This is a genomic window from Flintibacter porci (genome assembly GCF_041925195.1).
Classification (GTDB): Bacteria; Bacillota; Clostridia; order Oscillospirales; family Oscillospiraceae; genus Lawsonibacter; species Lawsonibacter porci.
In genome coordinates this window covers 1-18,681 of record NZ_JBHEVB010000020.1, presented here as the reverse complement: position 1 = coordinate 18,681, position 18,681 = coordinate 1, and the positions used below count along the sequence as shown (strand labels likewise).

Annotated in this window: 16 protein-coding genes; 3 read left to right on the top strand and 13 right to left on the bottom strand. The window is 55.5% G+C overall.

Annotated elements, in window-relative coordinates; translation table 11 throughout:
- Positions 1-6: 6 nt before the first annotated feature.
- The 3 genes from ACEVJL_RS15175 (at position 7) to ACEVJL_RS15165 (ending at position 3,335) form a co-directional block, all read left to right on the top strand.
- Positions 7-1,179 carry a phosphoribosylaminoimidazolecarboxamide formyltransferase gene (locus ACEVJL_RS15175; protein ID WP_302668088.1) on the top strand — a complete coding sequence of 391 codons (1,173 nt, stop codon included), beginning with the start codon at positions 7-9 and terminating at the stop codon, positions 1,177-1,179.
- A gap of 231 nt (positions 1,180-1,410) precedes the next feature.
- Complete coding sequence (gene purD / locus ACEVJL_RS15170; protein ID WP_374738314.1) at positions 1,411-2,667, top strand: phosphoribosylamine--glycine ligase; 1,257 nt, start codon at positions 1,411-1,413, stop codon at positions 2,665-2,667.
- Positions 2,664-3,335: an HAD family hydrolase gene (locus ACEVJL_RS15165; protein ID WP_374738313.1), complete on the top strand. Its 672-nt coding sequence runs from the start codon at positions 2,664-2,666 to the stop codon at positions 3,333-3,335. The genes purD and ACEVJL_RS15165 overlap by 4 nt, the downstream gene beginning before the upstream one ends.
- 45 nt (positions 3,336-3,380) lie before the next feature.
- Here the strand turns inward: ACEVJL_RS15165 and ACEVJL_RS15160 are convergent, their stop codons facing one another.
- From ACEVJL_RS15160 to ACEVJL_RS15100, 13 genes are all read right to left on the bottom strand, one after another.
- Positions 3,381-3,839 (bottom strand): low molecular weight protein-tyrosine-phosphatase, encoded by a 459-nt coding sequence (locus ACEVJL_RS15160; protein ID WP_374738312.1) that lies wholly within the window; start codon positions 3,837-3,839, stop codon positions 3,381-3,383.
- Between the two features lie 573 nt (positions 3,840-4,412).
- Entirely contained in the window at positions 4,413-5,438 is a 1,026-nt protein-coding gene (locus tag ACEVJL_RS15155; protein ID WP_235398639.1) for a sugar kinase, read from the bottom strand.
- Positions 5,439-5,485: 47 nt separating this feature from the next.
- Positions 5,486-6,448, bottom strand: a complete 963-nt coding sequence (locus ACEVJL_RS15150) for a VOC family protein (RefSeq protein ID WP_235398638.1) — start codon at positions 6,446-6,448, stop codon at positions 5,486-5,488.
- A 70-nt stretch (positions 6,449-6,518) separates the two neighbouring features.
- Positions 6,519-7,940, bottom strand: coding sequence for an MATE family efflux transporter (locus ACEVJL_RS15145; RefSeq protein ID WP_374738311.1), 1,422 nt, complete (start codon positions 7,938-7,940; stop codon positions 6,519-6,521).
- A gap of 157 nt (positions 7,941-8,097) precedes the next feature.
- Positions 8,098-9,522, bottom strand: a complete 1,425-nt coding sequence (locus ACEVJL_RS15140) for an amidohydrolase family protein (protein WP_374738310.1) — start codon at positions 9,520-9,522, stop codon at positions 8,098-8,100.
- A gap of 30 nt (positions 9,523-9,552) precedes the next feature.
- Positions 9,553-11,085, bottom strand: coding sequence for a Na+/H+ antiporter NhaC family protein (locus tag ACEVJL_RS15135; RefSeq protein WP_302668093.1), 1,533 nt, complete (start codon positions 11,083-11,085; stop codon positions 9,553-9,555).
- Positions 11,086-11,262: 177 nt separating this feature from the next.
- Positions 11,263-12,669 (bottom strand): dihydropyrimidinase, encoded by a 1,407-nt coding sequence (gene hydA / locus ACEVJL_RS15130; protein ID WP_374738309.1) that lies wholly within the window; start codon positions 12,667-12,669, stop codon positions 11,263-11,265.
- Between the two features lie 11 nt (positions 12,670-12,680).
- Entirely contained in the window at positions 12,681-13,427 is a 747-nt protein-coding gene (locus tag ACEVJL_RS15125; protein ID WP_235398633.1) for an aspartate/glutamate racemase family protein, read from the bottom strand.
- Positions 13,424-14,605: a Zn-dependent hydrolase gene (locus ACEVJL_RS15120; protein WP_302668094.1), complete on the bottom strand. Its 1,182-nt coding sequence runs from the start codon at positions 14,603-14,605 to the stop codon at positions 13,424-13,426. The genes ACEVJL_RS15125 and ACEVJL_RS15120 overlap by 4 nt, the downstream gene beginning before the upstream one ends.
- A complete protein-coding gene (locus ACEVJL_RS15115; protein ID WP_374738308.1) occupies positions 14,602-15,783 on the bottom strand; it encodes a pyridoxal phosphate-dependent aminotransferase in 1,182 nt (393 codons plus the stop codon). The genes ACEVJL_RS15120 and ACEVJL_RS15115 overlap by 4 nt, the downstream gene beginning before the upstream one ends.
- Positions 15,780-16,454, bottom strand: coding sequence for a hypothetical protein (locus ACEVJL_RS15110; RefSeq protein ID WP_145985007.1), 675 nt, complete (start codon positions 16,452-16,454; stop codon positions 15,780-15,782). Before ACEVJL_RS15110 ends, ACEVJL_RS15115 begins: the two co-directional genes overlap by 4 nt.
- A gap of 200 nt (positions 16,455-16,654) precedes the next feature.
- Positions 16,655-17,455 carry a helix-turn-helix domain-containing protein gene (locus ACEVJL_RS15105; protein WP_302668097.1) on the bottom strand — a complete coding sequence of 267 codons (801 nt, stop codon included), beginning with the start codon at positions 17,453-17,455 and terminating at the stop codon, positions 16,655-16,657.
- An 839-nt stretch (positions 17,456-18,294) separates the two neighbouring features.
- On the bottom strand, positions 18,295-18,555 hold the full coding sequence (locus ACEVJL_RS15100; protein WP_235398628.1) for a helix-turn-helix domain-containing protein: 261 nt from the start codon (positions 18,553-18,555) through the stop codon (positions 18,295-18,297).
- Positions 18,556-18,681: the final 126 nt, after the last annotated feature.

The window sequence follows — 18,681 nt, the reverse complement described above, 5'->3', positions numbered from 1 at the left end:
AATACGATGACCGAACTGGAACTGAAATACGGCTGTAACCCCAACCAGAAGCCCGCCCGCATCTTCATGGAGGAGGGCGAACTGCCTCTGAAGGTGCTCAACGGCAAGCCCGGCTACATCAACTTCATGGACGCCCTCAACTCCTGGCAGCTGGTCAAGGCCCTGAAGAAGGCCACCGGCCTGCCCGCCGCCGCCTCCTTCAAGCACGTCTCCCCCGCCGGTGCCGCCCTGGGTCTGCCCCTCACCGATGTGGAGCGTCACATCTACTTTGCCCCCGAGGGAGAGCTCTCCCCCGTCGCCTGCGCCTACATCCGCGCCCGGGGTGCCGACCGCCTGTGCTCCTTTGGTGACTGGGCCGCTCTCAGCGACGTGTGCGATGCCGATACCGCCCGCTTCCTGGCCGCCGAGGTATCCGACGGCATCATCGCCCCCGGCTACACCGAGGAGGCTCTGGAGATCCTGAAGACCAAGCGCAAGGGCGGCTACAACGTGGTGGAGATCGATCCCAACTACACTCCCGCTCCTGTGGAGCGCCGCAACATCTTCGGCATCACCTTTGAGCAGGGCTACAACGATCTGGACATCAACGAGGAGATGCTCCAGAATATCGTCACCGCCAACAAGGACCTGCCCCAGCAGGCCAAGCACGATATGCTCCTCTCTCTCATCACCCTGAAGTACACCCAGTCCAACTCCGTGTGCTACGTGAAAAACGGCATGACCATCGGCGTGGGCGCCGGCCAGCAGAGCCGCATCCACTGCACCCGTCTGGCCGGCAACAAGGCCGACATCTGGTGGCTGCGCCAGCATCCCAAGGTCCTTGGCCTGCAGTTTGTGGACAACATCCGCCGTCCCGACCGGGATAACGCTATTGACATCTACATCTCTGATGAGCACGACGACATCCTCGCCGACGGCGTGTGGCAGAACACCTTCAAGGTGAAGCCTGAGGTGCTCACCGACGAGGAGAAGCAGGCCTGGATTGCCCAGATGTCCGGTGTGACCGTGGGCTCTGACGCCTTCTTCCCCTTCGGCGACAACGTGGAGCGCGCCCGCAAGTCCGGCGTGCAGTACATTGCCCAGCCCGGCGGCTCCATCCGTGACCAGCAGGTCATCGACACCGCCGACAAGTACGGCATGGTGATGGCCTTTACCGGCATCCGGCTGTTCCATCATTAAAAATACCTCTAGGGGGGACGTTGTCCCCCCTAGATACGAACTTGGTTCCCAAGGAAACCAAGTTGGATACCCCCCTCAAGGGCCGGGCATGTTCTGCGGAACATGCAGATGCGCTGACGCGCTCCGGCCCTCGCGGGCGGGAACCAGTTCCCCCCGCGTGCCCCTCTCCGCTCTCCGAGGGGAATTGGCGACAATTTTAGGCCTTTTCTCTTACTAAATGAGGTGTTTGATATGAAAGTATTGGTAGTCGGCGGCGGCGGCCGTGAGCACGCCATCTGCTGGAAACTGGCTCAGAGCCCCAAGGTAACCGAGCTCTACTGCGCCCCCGGAAACGGCGGCATCGCCCAGGTAGCCACCTGTGTTCCCATCAAAGCCACCGATGTAGACGCCATGGTATCCTGGGCCAAGGAAAATGCCATGGACTTTGTCATGGTGGCTCCCGATGATCCTCTGGCTCTTGGTATGGTGGACGCCCTGGAGGCCGCCGGCATTCCCGCCTTCGGCCCTCGTGCCAACGCTGCCATTATTGAGGCCAGCAAGGCGTTCTCCAAAGAGCTGATGAAGAAGTACCACATCCCCACCGCCAAGTATGAGACCTTCACTGAGATGGACAAGGCTCTGGCCTACATCGACGAGCAGGGCGCCCCCATTGTAGTCAAGGCCGACGGCCTGGCTCTGGGCAAGGGCGTGGTCGTGGCCTCCACTGTGGACGAGGCCAAAACCGCTGTCCGGGAGATGATGGAAGACCACAAGTTTGGCCAGAGCGGCTCCACCGTGGTCATTGAGGAGTGCATGGTTGGCCCCGAGGTCACCGTGCTGGCCTTCTGCGACGGCGAGCACCTGGTCCCCATGCTGTCCTCCCAGGACCACAAGCGCGCCTATGACGGCAACCTTGGCCCCAACACTGGCGGCATGGGCGCCTTCTGCCCCTCCCCCAAGTACACCGCCGAGATTGCCAAGGAGTGCATGGAGAATATCTTCCTGCCCACCGTGGCCGCTCTGAAGGCGGAAGGCCGTCCCTTCAAGGGCGTCATCTACTTCGGCCTGATGCTCACCAAGGACGGTCCCAAGGTGGTAGAGTACAACGCCCGCTTCGGCGACCCTGAGACCCAGCCCCTGCTGTCCATGCTGGACAGCGACCTCATGGACATCTTTGAGGCCTGCGTGAACGGTACCCTGGACCAGGTAGAGGTCAAGTGGAAGGACGGCGCTGCCTGCTGCATCGTGCTGGCTTCCGGCGGCTACCCGGTGAAGTACCAGAGCGGCTACCCCATCTCCGGTCTGGAGGAGGCGGGTAAGTCCGCCACCGTGTTCCACGCCGGCACCAAGCGTCAGGAGGACGGCACCATCGTCACCGCTGGCGGCCGTGTGCTGGGTGTGACTGCCCTGGGCGCTGACCTGGACGAGGCCATCTCCAACGCCTATGCCGCCTGTGCCCCCATCTCCTTCCAGGATATGCACATGCGCAAGGACATCGGTAAGGTATGAGTCAGCTTGCTCTCCAGGGCGTTGTCTTCGACGTGGACGGCGTTCTCTTTGATACGGAACGACTGACCAACCAGACCTGGTTGGCCGTAGGAAAGGAACTTGGCTGGCCCCAGATCGGCGAGTATTATCTGGAATTTGTGGGACAAAACCGCACGGATATTCATCAGAAAATGCTGGACCTCTTTGGCCCAGAGTTCCCAAAAGAGGAGTTTATGAAGACCTGCTCTGCCTATTCTCAGGCCAGAATGGAGCGGGAAGGCGTTCCCATGAAGCCAGGAGTACGGGAAATTTTGGACTTTCTGAAGGCCCGGAATATCCCCATCGCTTTGGCCACCTCCACCGGCCGGGAACGTACTTTGCGCCGCATGGAGCTAACCGGCCTCGGTTCCTACTTCTTCGCCATCATTACCGGCGATCAGGTGGTCCACAGCAAGCCCGACCCGGAGATCTACCAGCTGGCCTGCCGGGCACTGGGCACGGATCCCGCCCAGACAATTGCTGTGGAGGACTCCCGCAACGGGATTCTCTCTGCCTCTCAGGCGGGAATGAAGGTTATTATGGTTCCTGATATGATCCCCCCTACTCCGGAACTGGATGCACTGCTCTTTCGCCGCTGCGCCAGTTTGCTGGAGGTACGGGACTTTTTGACTCAGCAGCTGGATTCTTGATTCTTAAAACAGAGGACCGACCCCATAGGGTCGGTCCTCTGTTTTTTAACGTCCTTTTTTTAATTCCTCCAGCAAGCCCTGACACCCCTCCAGCACATCCTGGTACGTAGTCTCAAAATCTCCGGTGTACCAAGGGTCGGCCACCTGGCCGGGACGATCCGTATAATCCATCAGCAGATGGATCTTTCCCTCCGGGTCCCCCCCACAGATTCGGGTCATATTGCGCAGATTGGCCTGATCCATACCAATCAGCAGATCATAGTCAGAATAGTCGGCCTTTTTCATCTGCTTGGCCGCATGCCCTTGGCATCCGATCCCATACTCGGCCAGCTTTCGCCGTGCCGGAGGATAAACTGGGTTTCCGATCTCCTCTGTGCTGGTGGCGGCAGAGTCTACCTTGATTCGCTCCTCCAATCCCGCTTTCTTCACCAAATCTTCCATGATAAAGCGAGCCATTGGACTTCTGCAAATATTGCCGTGACATACAAACAGAATCTTTATCATATATAAAATCGCCTTAAAATGTGCAGTTTTCTCTTTAAAATATTGATTTTTCGAACTTTTTGAGTGTTATTTTTCTTCTCGCTTTTTAGAGCAAACTTGTTAATCTACATAAATCTTTATAACTTTTCGTGCAAATGGTGTCAGTTTTGGTGTCAGCCAAAATGGTGAAGAATTCTTTCATTTCAACGACTTGCGGCAATCTTAGCGTGTGCTTTTTCGGCGGCTACATAACTGGAATGGGTGTATGTATTAAGCGTGGTATAAGCATCAGCGTGTCCCATGAGGTATTGCAGACTTTGATACAGATCATTCGGGTATGTTCCGTCACGAGTTTCTTCAATGCTGGCAGTTCTACATGATACCCATACAATTTCTCAGCATTTTTATAGTTCAGGCTTTTCCTCGACACTGCTTTACTCTGAAGCCACCTATAACCTACCTGCAGGAGCCTAGGCAATATTACTTGGTATTGGAGTTCATTCGCCGTATTCTTTCATAATGCGTAGTTTGTAGTTTTTAGTGAAAAAGATCCATACAACCTTATAAGAATGAAGGAGAAATTCCAAAATCAACTCAGCGTTGGATACGGCCGGAACCGTCGCCGCCGGCCAGCTTCTCCACCTCGGAGACGGTGACCATGTTGTAGTCGCCCTCGATGGTGTGCTTCAGCGCGGAAGCGGCCACGGCAAACTCCACGGCCTCCTGGGTGGACTTGCCATTGAGAAGCGCGTAAATGAGGCCGCCGCCGAAGCTGTCGCCGCCGCCCACGCGGTCGATGATACGCAGCTCATACTTCTTGGAGAAGCAGTACTCGTCGGAGGCCACATCGTACAGCATGGCGCTCCAGCCGTTGTCGGAAGCGGAGTGGGACTCACGCAGGGTGATGGCCACCTTTTCAAAGCCGAACTTGTCGGCCAGCTGCTTGGCCACAGACTTATAGCCCTCGTGGTTGATCTCACCGGCGTAGATGTCGGTGGACTCGGCCTCGATGCCAAACACGTCCTTGGCGTCCTCCTCGTTGGAGATGCACACGTCCACGTACTGGCACAGCTCGGTCATGGCCTCCCGGGCCTGCTGACGGGTCCACAGCTTGCCGCGGTAGTTGAGGTCGCAGGAGATCTTCACGCCGTGGGCCTTGGCAGCCTTACAGGCCTGCTTGCAGGTCTCCACCAGGTTGGGGCCCAGAGCGGGGGTGATGCCGGTGAAGTGGAACCAGTCCACGCCCTCGAAGATCTTGTCCCAGTCAAAGTCGCTGGGCTGGGACTCCTGGATGGCGGAGTGGGCGCGGTCGTAGATGCACACGCTGCCACGCTGGGAGGCGCCCTTCTCGTTGAAGTAAATGCCCACACGGTCGCCGCCCCGGACGATCATGGAGGTGTCCACGCCGTAGCGGCGCAGAGAGTTGACGGCAGCCTGGCCGATGGCGTGGGCGGGCAGCTTGGTGACATAGGCGGCATCCAGGCCGTAGTTGGCCAGGGAAACAGCCACATTGGCCTCGCCGCCGCCGAAGGTGAACTCCAGGTGATCAGCCTGGACAAAACGCTCGTAGTTATAGGGCTGGAGCCGGATCATCAGCTCGCCGAAGGTAACAACTTTCATTGTGCTCTACTCCTTATCACAAACTCAAATAGAATGGTTTTGCCCGATTATTTCTTCACCAGATGGACGGCAAAGCCGGCCAGCTCATCCTTGAGGTAGATGGCCTTGGTGTTGCCCTTGGCATCGGTCTTGCGGCTGGACTCATCGAAGGTCACGCCCCGCAGACCCAGGTGGTAGACGGCACGGTCCACGTTGTTGGTGCCGATGGCAATGTGGCCGTTGGCGCCGCGGCCGGGAGCCTTGTTGCACTCCACGGCGGAGCCGGCAAAGATGGAGGAGTTACCGGGCTTGTACTCCAGGTCAAACAGGGCACACAGAGTCTTGGCGGTCTGCTCGGCCTGAGCCTCGTCGGCGCAGTTGATGCCCACGTGGGCTAGGGAGAAGCCCAGCATGGTCTTGACGGCCTCCTTGCAGATGCGGGTGATCTCGTCCCACTGCTCGCCCTCGATGAGATCCTTCTTTACCATCCAGGTGCCGCCGCAGGCAAGAATGCGGTCAAAGCCCAGGTAGTCCATCAGGTTCTTGGTGTTCACGCCGCCGGTGGGCATCCAGCGCAGGTTGGTATAGGGGCCGGCCAGAGCCTTCAGCTTGGCCACGCCGCCATTCTGCTCGGCGGGAAAGAATTTTACCACGTCCAGACCCATGCTCATGGCCTGCTCCATCTCGCCGGGAGTGGCGGTGCCGGGCATCATGGCCACGCCCTTGTCCAGAACGTAGCGGGTGATCTCAGGGTTGAAGCCGGGGCTGACGATAAACTGGGAGCCGGCGGCAATGGCACGGTCGGCCTGCTCCTTGGTGAGCACGGTGCCGGCGCCCACCAGCATGTCGGGCACTTCGGCAACGATGCGGCGGATGGCTTCCTCCGCGGCGGCGGTGCGGAAGGTGACCTCGGCGGCAGGCAGGCCGCCCTTTACCAGAGCCTTGGCCAGGGGCACGGCCTTCTCCGCGTCGTCAATGGCGATGACGGGGATGATGCCAATTTTAAATATTTGTTCTGAGATCTGCACCATATTTAACGTCTCCTTTTTGATGTTTCTAAACATGAAATCTATCACAAATTACAATATACAGGTAAAGCGATCAACTTTTGGTGGTCGGTTTTCCTGATACCAGGGCCGCACGTCGAGGCCAGTTGATTTTGCAGACAAAAAACTGGCACAGGACACCTCGCAGCATAAGATCCGCAACCATGGCAATCCAGATGGCGGCAAGGTCCAAACCGCACCGAACAAGGAGTATGGGACCAAGCGGCAGCCGTACTGCCCACACCCCCACCAGCACGATCAGAAATGGCGTGCGGCTGTCCCCAGCCCCTCGAAGCACACCGCCCAGAACAATAGAAAGGCCGTACAGGGGTTCCGAAACGGCAACAATGCGCAGCATATCGGCAGCCAGAGCAATCACCTCTGGATCAGAGGAGAAGAGTCCGGCCAAGGGCTCTGCGCAGAAAAACAGGAATATCCCGGCCAGGAGTCCGGAGCACAGCCCAATTCGTCCGGAGAGCACTCCATATCTTCGGGCCAACACCGGTTGATTGCCGCCAACCGCCTGCCCCACTGCCGCGGTGGCCGCAAAGGAGACCCCCTGCGCTGGCAAGTAGCTGATCGCCTCTGCCGTTACCGCAACGTGGTTGGCTGCCAGAGCAATATTCCCCAAACCGGCAACCATGTGGGTTACAATCAGCTGTCCGCAGCTGAAGCAGGCCCGCTCCAAAAACACAGGAATCCCCAGTGCCAGTGCCTGCCGTACCACAGACTTTTGGGGACGAAACAACACAACCGCTGTCATCTGCAACGGTCCTTTCCGCAGCGCCATAAACAGCGCCATAGAAATTCCCATGAGCCCTCCCGACAAGGCAGTCCCTATGGCTGCCCCGGTCACGCCAAGCCCAGCTCCCCAGATGGACAAGGAGCAACCCAGAATGACGACCTGCCTTGATGGAAATATTAGCAAATAATTCAAGCAGACATTAAGAAGGTTGGTCCCAGCATTAAACAGCAGAGGCGTTCTGGTATCCCCCGAACATCGGAGCACGGCAGACAGCACAGCCAGCAGAGCTTGCAGCGGCAGGCCCATGGCATAAAACCAGAGGTAGGCTCTGGCATTCGACAAAATCGTTGGTTCACCTCCCAGCCACTGAGGAATAAACCAAGACAAAGGGAGCATGCAAACAGCTGCCCCCGTCCCCATCAGCAGAGCCCCGCTGGCTGCTTGATGCACCGCAGTTCTGGCACGGAACAAATCCTGCCCCCCCAGCGCGTGGGCGACCTGCACGGAATAACCAACTCCTGCAGCAGCAAACAGTCCCATTAAAAGAAAGCACACCGAGGAGTTGATGGCTACCGATGCGGTGGCATCAGCTCCCAAAGAGCCCACCATGGCAGTATCCACATAATTGGCGGCAGTAAGCAGAAGCTGCTCCAAAATCGCTGGCCAGGACAGACGGAGCAATGTAACAATGGGAACGGCGCTTTGGTTGAGCTGCGTAGAAGGTTCATACATGGTGTTGTCACCTCTGGGACCCGTGCTCCGCAAAGGAAAGCCGAGAAAGTGGGAACTGTACTGTGCGGAATAAAAACCTGCTGTGTCAAGGGGCCCGGGGACATCTGCCCCGGGCCCCCGACAGGAGAGAAAGAAAGGAATGATCTTATGAAAATACTTACAGTTTATCTTCCCGCATAAAGTGGGCGTTGGTACCATTGATGGCAAAGAACTCTTCTGCGGCCCGCTTGCCGATGGCGTCTGGGTACTGGGGGATGGCGGCCAGATACTCTTTTTCATTTACATAGGTAAATGTACCGTCCCGCATAATGACCTTGCCGTCCACCGCAACCAGAGAAACCTCAGGACCCCGGGCACTGTAAACCAGGTTTGGTACCATATTGCGCATAGGATAGGTATATACCGGCAGCATGGAAGGACAGTTGAGATCAATGGCAATGAAATCAGCCTGCTTCCCCGACTCTAAAGAACCCACGGTATCGCTCAAGCCAACAGCTTTAGCCCCCTCAATGGTGGCCATACGCAGGGCTTTCCAGGCGGGCATGACCTCTGGATTTTGATACTTGATCTTGTTGAACAGGCACACGTTTTTCATCTCGTTGATGATGCTGTGGCAGTTGTTGCCCGGTGCCTGGTCAGAGCCCAGTGCCACCACGCCGCCCGCCTGCTGGAAAGCCACGCTGGGGCAGACAATGCCGTCAATGATCCCGATGGAACCGGGATTGACGATCATGGAGGCCCCGCGTTTGGCAATGAGAGCGGCTTCCTCGTCTGTGCAGTCCGTGAGGTGGACTGCGATGAGAGATTCATCCAGATAGCCCAGTTCATCCAAAAAGGCGGTGGGCCGCTTGCCATAGCGCTGGACGATCTGATAGGTCTCCCGATCGCCCTGCTGTACATGCATATGGATTTTTGTACCCCGCTCCTTGACCGCCTTTTGGATGCGCAGCAGCATCTCCGGGCTGACAAAGTCAGCGCCTTGGGGGCCAAACAGGATCTTGATCCGGCCGCCCGCCTTGTTGTTCCACTGGTCATACAGGGCGATGTTGCGATTCAGGCTCTCTTCGCCCATGGCGTCATCAAACTCATAGAGCTCGCCGGGTTGATAGACCCGCCGTTTGGCCGCCCGGATGGTCTGGGCAATGTTGCCTCGTGCCCCCACCTTGTCGATGAACGCACACACGTTTTCCATCTTAGATTCATAGTCGCCCAGCGTAGTGGTGCCCGCCCGGATGGCCTCCAGAATGGCCACCCGGCTGCCCGCATCTCGCTCCTCATCGTTGACCACGTTATCAAAAGGCTGAAGACCGAACATCATCCAACTATTGGTGTCCTGGGCCAGGCCCCGCATGATGTTGCATGCCGTGTGCATGTGGCCGTCAATAAAGCCGGGCAGCACCATGTGATGATCCAGGGTAATGGTTTCCTCAGCGGTATATTCCGCTAAAATTCTGGACTGGTCGCCCACCTCCAGAATCTTGCCTCCATCCACGGCCATGGCGGCGTCACCGTGATAACCCACGCCAGCCCCTTCCATGGTGTAGAAATGGGGCGCCACCACAATGGTATCAATCTTTTTCATAAAAAGCCTCCTGTTCCAATGGTGAAGCAGTTAGTGCACTTTCTCCGGGTAACGTAGCTTGGTAAGCTGGGTCAGCGCAAACAGAACCACTACCAGAATAACAGCGGTAACCACAATGCTCAAGATATATTGTCCCGTCAGGCCGCCGAAAAGGAATCCCAGGAACGCCGAAATACCAACTGTGATTCCGTAGGGCAGCTGGGTCATGACGTGGACCACGTGGTTGCAGGAGGCGCCGGTGGAGGAGAGGACGGTGGTATCGGAGATGGGGGAGCACTGGTCGCCGAACAGACCGCCGCCGATGACCGCGCCAACCACAAACGGAATGGAAATATCAAAGGCAACGGCCATGGGGAAGGCGATGGGCATCATAATGGACCACACACCCCAGGAGGAGCCGGTTGCAAAGGAAATGAGCGCGCCAAACAGGAACACAAGGGCAGGAACCAGGCCGGGAGTCAGGTAGTTCTCTACAATGTGGATCAGGAACTCGCTGGTGCCCATGCCTTTGACGATGGACCCCAGAGACCAGGCACACACCAGGATGAAGGGGACTGAAATGAGCTCGGCCATGCCGTTGACAAAGGTGTCAAAGGCCTTGGTCACGCTGAACAGCTTGGTGCTCACACCCATAATACCGGCGCCCACCGCGCCGCCCATAAAGGCGATGCAGATGGCCAGCGTAATGTTCGCGTTGCGGAAGCACTCCACCAGCCCATTGTTGACTAGATCGCCGGACCAGAAAATGGTGGCAAAGAGGGAACCAAACAGGAAAAGGATGGGGATGATAAAGTTCCACATGGTGAGCTTATAGCCCTGGGGCAGCTCATTTTTCACCTCAGGTACCAGGGGCTGGATCCCGTCGCCCAGCAGCTTGCCGGTCTCCCGAGCCCGCTTTTCTTCCTTGTACATCGGCCCGAAGTTCAAACCGAAGGCGGCGACGATCAAAACGGTGATCATGGCAAACACGCCGTACAGGTTAAAGGGGAGCATATTCAGCCAGATGCCCCACTCGCTGCCCTCAATGCCAGCAGCCAGCAGTTCTGCGGCAATCAGGCCGGTGATGAAGGGGCCGTAGCTGCTGATAGGAGAAAGAGCGGCCAGGTTGCAACCCATGGAGTCCAGGATATAAGCCAGCTTTGCTCGGGAGATACGCACCATATCGGTAACAGGCCGCATAATGGTACCCAGCATAAGGCAGGGCTCCGTGTAGCTGAAAATGAAGGCGCTCAGGCAGGTGACTACCTGGCCCTTTTTGGCGGTATTGATAACTTTTGTCACCTTGGTGGCAAATGCCTCCGCGGCGCCAGTGGTGCGCAGCATGGCGATCATGCCGCCGGAGAGGGTGACCAGAACGATCAAAGACGCGTTTCCGCTGAGAGAAGGGATCACATAGTCCGAGATAATTTTAACAAAGCCAACCAGAGGATTAAATCCGTTCATCATGGTGGAGCCTAGCCAAACTGCGATAAACAAAGAGAAAATCGTCTGCTTGGTCCACAGGGCCAATCCGATGGCTACGATGGGGGGGATAAGACACAACACACCATATGTGGTATCCATACAAGAAGCCTCCTGTCATATAATACTCTTGGTTTTTCTTTCATGGAATCACTGCTTCCGCAGATACAGTCCCGCCAAAGCCCGGGGTCTACACCTCCTCACTTCTTTTTTTGAGTCTTCTCACCGCTCTCCAATGCACGCTGCTTAGGCGAGGCAGCCTGCTGCGGGTACACTAGATCAGTTCCGGTTTTCGTAACCGGAGGCATACATGCTGGCGGGAATAAACTGTCCCTGGCCATAGCGGCCCACAAACTTGGCGTTTTCCACTACCACCTGTCCCCGTAGCAGAACGGTCTCCACCCGGCCGGACTGGCGGCGGCCCTCATAAAGGTTGTAGTCCACGCCGTTGGGGTTGTCCGCCAGGCGGATCACGCCCTCATAGCTGGGATTAAAGATCACAATGTCTGCGTCGGAACCTACCGCCAACGTACCCTTTCGGGGGTAAATGCCGTTGATCTTGGCTGGCTGAGTAGCGATGACGTCTACAAATTTCTGACGGCTCAGCTTGCCGGTACATACGCCTTCGGTCCATACCACGTGCAGGCGATCACCGGCGCCGGGGGAGCCGTTGGGGATCTGCGTGAAATCGTCCCGCCCCGCCTGTTTGAGCTCTGCTACGTCGATGCCGCAGTGGTCAGAGGAGACCGCCGTCAGCAGTCCGCCGGCCAGAGCCTGCCACAAGGCCTCACAGTCCTCCTGATCCCGCAGGGCAGGGGAGCAGACAAACTTGGCCGCTTCGTTGAAGTCGGGGTTATCCAGGACCTCCTTGGTGGTGGTCAGATAATGGGTGCAGGTCTCGCCGGAGACCCGCTGGCCGGTTCCTTTTGCTTTCTGGAGCTCTGCAATGGCCTCCCGGCAGGTCATGTGGGCGATGTACAGGGGAGTGTCCGTCTGACCGGCCAGGTAGATGGCCCGGCGCACCGCCTCCGCCTCGGTAAAGGGCGGGCGGGAGATATAGTGGTAGTGTGGGGTCAGCTGCCTCTTCTTGACGCACTCACTGCGAAGGAAATTCAGGATCTCCCCATTTTCCGCATGGACAAATACAGTAGCTCCCACCTGGCGGCTCTTCTCCAGAATACGGAAAAACGTGCCATCGTCCACATGAAGCGGAGAGCCATTATACGCCATAAAGATCTTGATGCTAGAGATTCCCCGCCTGGGAAAGTCCTCGATCTCGTCAAAGATGCTGTCCATAATATACGTTACCATGGCATGAAGGGCAAAGTCTACGCAGGCTTTATCCTTTGCCCGCGTGTTGATCCGGTAATCAATGGAATCCAGCAGGCCCCGGTCCGGATCCTGAGGCGCAAAATCCACGATGGTGGTCGTTCCACCTACAATGGCGGAGTCGGTGGTCTCATACCCTGCGGTGTCCCGATCTCCCACATTGCACAGGGCGGAAAAGTGGGTGTGCTGGTCTACGCCGCCCGGGAACACATATTTACCCTGGGCATCTATCACACGATCTGCCTTCTCGTCCAAATGGGCCCCCATGGCACGGATGATCTCATCCTCCACCAGGATATCACCCACAAACTCCTGTTCCGCGGTTACAATGGTGCCTCCTTTGATCAAGGTACGCATACAGTCATCTCCTAAAACATCAAATCTTCTTGCGTAAACATGGGGAACCCCACGATCTTCTTAGGCTCCGGAAATCCCCAGGTAGATACCTTGCTGGTGTGCAGCCCCATGTCCACCATGGCCTCTGCAAATTTGACTGCGGGCATCACTCCGTCCAGCACGGGAACGCCCAACCGGGCAGACAAGTCCTGGACAAAGTCCACAAAACCGGCACATCCCAGCAGGATACACTCCGCGCCGTCCTGCCGCACCGCCAGCTCTCCCTGGTGTGCCAGAGCCTCCAACCCCTTCTGCGGGTTCCGGCCAAATTCCAGCACGCTCAGGCCGGTGGAGCGGATGGAGCGGCAGTATTTTTCCGCTCCGTAGTTGGTCACCACATCCTCCGTCACCTTGCGGGAGCGATCCAGCACCGATACGATAGAGAAATAGGGGGCAATGAATTTTGCCGCTGTGATGGCCGACTCACAGATCCCCAGCACCGGCTTAGAGGTGACCTCCCGTGCAGCCTGGAGCCCGGGGTCCCCGAAGCAGGCAATGATAAAAGCGTCAGCTCCTTCCTCCCGGTCTCCCCGGATCACCTCTTTCAGGACCCCGGGAACAGCCAAATGCTCATCCACATAGCACTCGATACTGTCCGGTCCGGACGCCGGGCTGACGGCCCAAACCTGGGTATCGCTGCGGGCTACCCGGCGAGCCAGATTCTCTACACTGTCGGTCATGGATTGTGTCGTATTGGGGTTAATGATCTTAATTTTCACAGATCTCCCTCCTCTTGATCCAAGGCTTGAACCATTTCCATCAGCAGCTGGGCACCCCGGTACAGATCCTCAGGCGCACTGTACTCACGAATAGAGTGGCTGATTCCGTCTTTGCTAGGAATGAACAGGAGCATAGAGGGAACGGTTTGTCCCCAATTCATCAGATCATGACCAGCGCCGCTGAACATGTTGCGAAAGTGGATGCCGCGGCCACGGCAGAGCCTCTCACTCAGCTCCATCAGCTTCGGGCTGCACTGGGTAGGCTCCTGACGGATATACGCTTCCCCTGTCAGCTCCACATGCTCTTCCAGCACGGAAGCGATCACCTGATCCATGGGCTCCATGGTCGGGTTGCGCAGCTCCACAATAAACTCCACCTTGCCAGGAATCACATTGACCGCTCCCGGAAACACCTGGAGCGTGCCCACGGTACAGACCATATCCGGCGAAGCGGCTCTGGCCCGATCCATAAGCTTGGTAATGATCCGGCAGGCGCTTACCAGGGCATCATCCCGCAGATGCATGGGTGTACTGCCTGCATGGTTGGCGCAGCCGGAAACCGTCATGCGGTAGCGCACGATACCTACAATGCCGCCTGCCAGGCCGATTTGCGCCCCCTCCGCCTCCAGAAGTCCCCCTTGCTCAATGTGCAGCTCCAAATAGCACTGATATTGGGCTAAATCCTGGCGGCAGGCACCCACCTGCTCCATCGTAAGGGCGTGAAGTGCCAGATTGGGCCGCATGGCACCGTCAATTGCTCCTCCGGTGAAGGCCTTGCTGCCAAAGGTCCCGCCGATGACATTACCCTCCTCCTCGGTAAAGGCAACCACCTGAATGGGATGCCGGTTTTGATACCCCAGCTCCCGAAGGCGCTGCACACATTCGATACCGGCCAATACGCCGTAGGCTCCGTCATAGATCCCACCCCCGGGCACTGTGTCGATGTGGGACCCCATGCAGATAGTCTTCCCTTTGCCGGGCAGCGTACCAATCAGATTGCCTACGGGATCGATGGACGTCTGAAGTCCCGCCTGCTCCATACACCACTGCACATAGGCCCGTCCTTCGTCATAGGCAGGCGTATAGGGCAGTCGTGTGGTTCCTTCCCCTGGCACAAAGCCGATCTGTCCCAGCCGGGTGAGATGGCCGGATAAGCGGGGGCCGTTGATATCACTCATGCCCGGTCCCCCTGGGCTGCGTGGGCGCGGACAAACTCCTCCAACGCCTCCAGACCCTGTTCCAGGCATTCCATGGATGTGGCATAGGACAGGCGAATGTACCCCTCACCAAAGTCTCCAAACGCGGTGCCCGGTACCACAACCACCTGCTTTTCTTCCAGCAGCTTCATAGCAAATTCCTCGCAGGGCATGCCCAGGCGACTGATGTTGATAAACACATAGAAGGTTCCGGCAGGAGTATGACAGGACAGCCCTGGAATTTCAGCGATTCGCTGTATCACATAGTCTCTGCGCAGACGGTACTGCTCCACCATATACTTCAGGTGATCTTGAGATCCCTCCAACGCTTCAATGGCAGCAACCTGGCATGGAGTAGCCGCACAGGCACTGACATTTTCCTGCAGCTTGATCATATTTCGGATCAGTTCCTCCGGTCCAGCGGCGTAGCCAATACGCCAGCCGGTCATAGCATACGTTTTGGAAAGGCTGTCAATGACCAACGTGCGCTCCTTCATTCCGGGCAGGGTGGCAAATCCAGTGTATGTCCTCCCGTCAAAGAGGATATGCTTATATACCTCGTCTGCTAGCACCACCAGGTCCCGCTCCTGAGCCAGTTTTGCCAGCTGGGACAGTGTCTCAGCACTGGCTACGGCTCCCGTGGGATTGCAGGGGCTGTTTAAAATGATCGCCTTTGTCTTGCTGGTGATGGCCTCGGCAACAGCGGATACATCCAAATCAAACCCCCGCTGTGCATCAGTTTTCACGGATACCGGCACGCCGCTGCACATCCGGATCTGCTGAATGTAATTGGTCCAGCAGGGCTCATTGACGATGACCTCATCTCCTGGGTTCAGCAGCACCTTCAGGGCTAAAAACAATGCTCCCATAGCTCCGGGCGTTACTACGATCTGGCTCGCCGGATCGTAGGACAACCCTTCTGTACGCGCAAGATAACGGGCGATAGCCTGGCGCAGAGCCAGCAGGCCCGCATTTTCGGAATATTTGGTCTTGCCTTCTCGGATGGCCCGGCACCCGGCCTCCACCACATTTGCCGAGGCGGTAAAATCCGGTTCTCCCAGCGTGAAGCTGAGCACACGGTCATATTCCAGCGCCTTATTAAACATTCTCCGGATCTTGGAGGGCTGGATCTGCTGGGTGTTGTCTGAAATCTGAATCATACAAGTGACTCCTTTCTGCTCTGATTTTTCCGTTCTCTGAGTTTTAGAATGGTCATCAATATACCAAACACCAGGGAAAGGACTGCGGCAAATACAATGCGATACTCTTGGGGAAGAAGAAAACCAACGGTATTGATGGGAATCCAAAACAGTGGAATGGTTTTAAACAGGGTAAAATCCACCAGCTCGCCCCAGTCCACCGAGTCCACTGCCTGGCGCGGCGTAATATGGCGTCCCTCCAGAAAGCGGATCTCGCCATAATTTCCACACACCCGCATCAGGGCGGAGTGGATGGGGGCAAAAAACAGATTGTTGGTACAGCTGGTAAAAAAGGCTAGCGCCAAAGCATTTCCATATCCGGGAAGCAGCCCAGCCGCCATGGCTTGCTGCGTACCCTGGCTGAACACGCTGAAGGCCAGGGTAACAAAAAGGCCTCCTACTCCCCAGCTTACACTTTTGAACCATGTGGCCCGGTTGATCTGCCAGTGTCCCTCCAGCATCCGCCCCGAGAGCAGCTCTCCCGCCGTAGCATAGACGGAAAATTGAATAAATCCGGCCAGATAAGGATACATTGCATTAAACCAAGCAAAGCCCCCTGTAACACAAAGGAGCACGGTGGCCGCGGCCAGCAGTCCATAGGCAGCCACCCAATAGATATCCCTTCGTTTCATATACATCCCCTAACTTTTGTATCCTAAATATAGCAAAATGGAGCCGGCGTTGAAATTCAGCGCCGGCTCCATCTTATTTAATCCATGTATTATCCAAGGAGATCTTATGTTTCTCTGTATGGGACCGATGTTTCTTTTTATACCACTAAAGGATACTGCAATTCAAACAATTTCAAGCAAGCTTTTTTGCTTCCATTTATTTATAGTGCATCAAAATCAATCTTGTTTGTGGACATTGGGAGGCTTTGGAGCATTTGCACCCGATTCCGTACGTTCATCTTGGTGTAAATACTGTGGAAATGTTTTTTTACCGTATGGATGCTGATATTCATTTTTTGGGCAATGTCTTCATTGGACAGTCCATGTACCGCCAGATCCAACATCTCTCCCTCCCGACTGGTCAGACCGTATTGACGGCACAGCTTCTCATGGTACCCTTTTGCAAAGAAATAACGGGTGTCGCCCTTTTTAGCCTCATATACCAGACGGTATGCAAAGTGCTTGTGCAGCTGCTCCAGTACAAACATATCCCGTTCACTGAATGGAGGCTTGTCTGCCTCACGATACAGCCGCAATAGGCCCACCGGCTCCTCCCGGAAACAGATCGAGAGTCCCACCGAGTGGGTCAGGTGGTTTGGCAAATAAAAGTTCTGGTAAATTCCTTGATTTTTTATCTGCTCCTCCGGAACGGACATGGATTCCCGAAAAGCCCCGCCTTTGCAGGTATACAGGACCCAGCGAAAGGCATCTGAGTTTAAACTCTCCTGTACCCAGGCATTCACCGCCTGCTGAGACAGTTGAAACGCTGCGGGCGTCTGAAACTGATAGGCCCCGTCTTCGGTGGTGGAGATCCGGGCAAAAATAGCTGCATCATAAGGAATAAGAAAGGGCAGCCATCGATTCAGCATTTCCTGCTGCATCTCCTCTACTGTATAGATAAAAGAAATATTATACGCAATTTCATTGAGGAGTATCCACTCATTTTCATTTAAAAATGCCATACTGGCACCTCCCTAAACATTTGTATCAAACTATAATGGGAAGATTAACGCAGTCGATATCACCTGATTTACTGAGAATCCCGTTGCAGTTGAATATCCCCCTTTTGCCTCTACGCAGATAATCAATATAAACAAGGGATTATACGCACCTTGTTACTCATCACCCCCGTCGTACAACCTAGTTATTGTTGCTTATTTCAGCAGTCCTCCAACAAAAGCCAGTTCTGCACGGTACACTGCCTATTGGGACGGCCAATGTTGTACGGCTCGTATTTCATCAGCCCTCTTCTTCTGGGAAGGCTATAACCACCCCTACGAGCTACTCTTTGAAGTGTTACTCCCTTCCATGCTGTTATAAATGTGAACTATTTCCTGGGTTATTTTCACTTCTTTTCAGTTAATGACTTTGCATATCTGCTCCAATTGGAATTACTTCGCCGTCCATAAGAAAAATTCATCACTTTTGCTTCACTTTCATGTTGTATCACTCTGAGTTTATTTTATTTATTATACCGTAATATTTCTGAAATCACAGTATAGTTTAAAATAAATCAAAGAAATTTATTGCGCTGTTACTGCCCAAGAGAAGGATCATCTCTATGTGTTATCATGATAGTGATTTCCCTCTACAATATATTTGTTAAAGTCATGAGCCAAGCACCATTACCGTTCCCTGGTAGACCTCTCATTAAAAATACTCTCCGCTTTAAATACTCCGATAGAGTGATCTCTTCTGGGGCATCCATCATGAACCGCCCCTCGATCCAGCAAACAGGCGCACACTTCCCTTGGCGGGAGTGTGCGCCTATTTCTGTTTTTCCGTCCCATGAGCTATGCTACTACCGTAGGATGGTATACAAATTGGACGTACTGCTGCCATTTTCCCGATATCTGGACTGTGTTTGTATCCAGCCGGTACGTTCTAACTCCTTCAGGGCCCGCTTGACAGTGGAGCAGGACAGTCCCAAATCTGAGGCAATGGTTTTCACTCCCGGCCAGCAGGAACCAGAGGCGTCGGACCGATCTTTTAGATAGATATAGACTGTTTTACACCGATGAGGCAGATTCTCATCGGCATAGATACTTTGAAAGTAACTCATCCGTACTTGTCAACGCCGGACGGTAAAAAATCTAAAACGCCGGCCAGAAAATGACCCAAACGCCGGAAACATAGCGCTTGTTATTTACGCCGGAACTCCGTCCGCCGGTCAGTTGTCCGCCGGAAG

Excerpts from the sequence above, each read along its gene's own strand:
- purD (WP_374738314.1), top strand. The coding sequence starts at position 1,411 with ATGAAAGTATTGGTAGTCGGCGGCGGCGGCCGTGAGCACGCCATCTGC.
- ACEVJL_RS15100 (WP_235398628.1), bottom strand. The coding sequence starts at position 18,555 with ATGAGTTACTTTCAAAGTATCTATGCCGATGAGAATCTGCCTCATCGG.
- ACEVJL_RS15160 (WP_374738312.1), bottom strand. The coding sequence starts at position 3,839 with ATGATAAAGATTCTGTTTGTATGTCACGGCAATATTTGCAGAAGTCCA.
- ACEVJL_RS15165 (WP_374738313.1), top strand. The coding sequence starts at position 2,664 with ATGAGTCAGCTTGCTCTCCAGGGCGTTGTCTTCGACGTGGACGGCGTT.
- hydA (WP_374738309.1), bottom strand. The coding sequence starts at position 12,669 with ATGCGTACCTTGATCAAAGGAGGCACCATTGTAACCGCGGAACAGGAG.
- ACEVJL_RS15155 (WP_235398639.1), bottom strand. The coding sequence starts at position 5,438 with ATGAAAGTTGTTACCTTCGGCGAGCTGATGATCCGGCTCCAGCCCTAT.
- ACEVJL_RS15140 (WP_374738310.1), bottom strand. The coding sequence starts at position 9,522 with ATGAAAAAGATTGATACCATTGTGGTGGCGCCCCATTTCTACACCATG.
- ACEVJL_RS15135 (WP_302668093.1), bottom strand. The coding sequence starts at position 11,085 with ATGGATACCACATATGGTGTGTTGTGTCTTATCCCCCCCATCGTAGCC.
- ACEVJL_RS15110 (WP_145985007.1), bottom strand. The coding sequence starts at position 16,454 with ATGAAACGAAGGGATATCTATTGGGTGGCTGCCTATGGACTGCTGGCC.
- ACEVJL_RS15120 (WP_302668094.1), bottom strand. The coding sequence starts at position 14,605 with ATGAGTGATATCAACGGCCCCCGCTTATCCGGCCATCTCACCCGGCTG.
- ACEVJL_RS15145 (WP_374738311.1), bottom strand. The coding sequence starts at position 7,940 with ATGTATGAACCTTCTACGCAGCTCAACCAAAGCGCCGTTCCCATTGTT.
- ACEVJL_RS15150 (WP_235398638.1), bottom strand. The coding sequence starts at position 6,448 with ATGGTGCAGATCTCAGAACAAATATTTAAAATTGGCATCATCCCCGTC.
- ACEVJL_RS15105 (WP_302668097.1), bottom strand. The coding sequence starts at position 17,455 with ATGGCATTTTTAAATGAAAATGAGTGGATACTCCTCAATGAAATTGCG.
- ACEVJL_RS15175 (WP_302668088.1), top strand. The coding sequence starts at position 7 with ATGACCGAACTGGAACTGAAATACGGCTGTAACCCCAACCAGAAGCCC.
- ACEVJL_RS15115 (WP_374738308.1), bottom strand. The coding sequence starts at position 15,783 with ATGATTCAGATTTCAGACAACACCCAGCAGATCCAGCCCTCCAAGATC.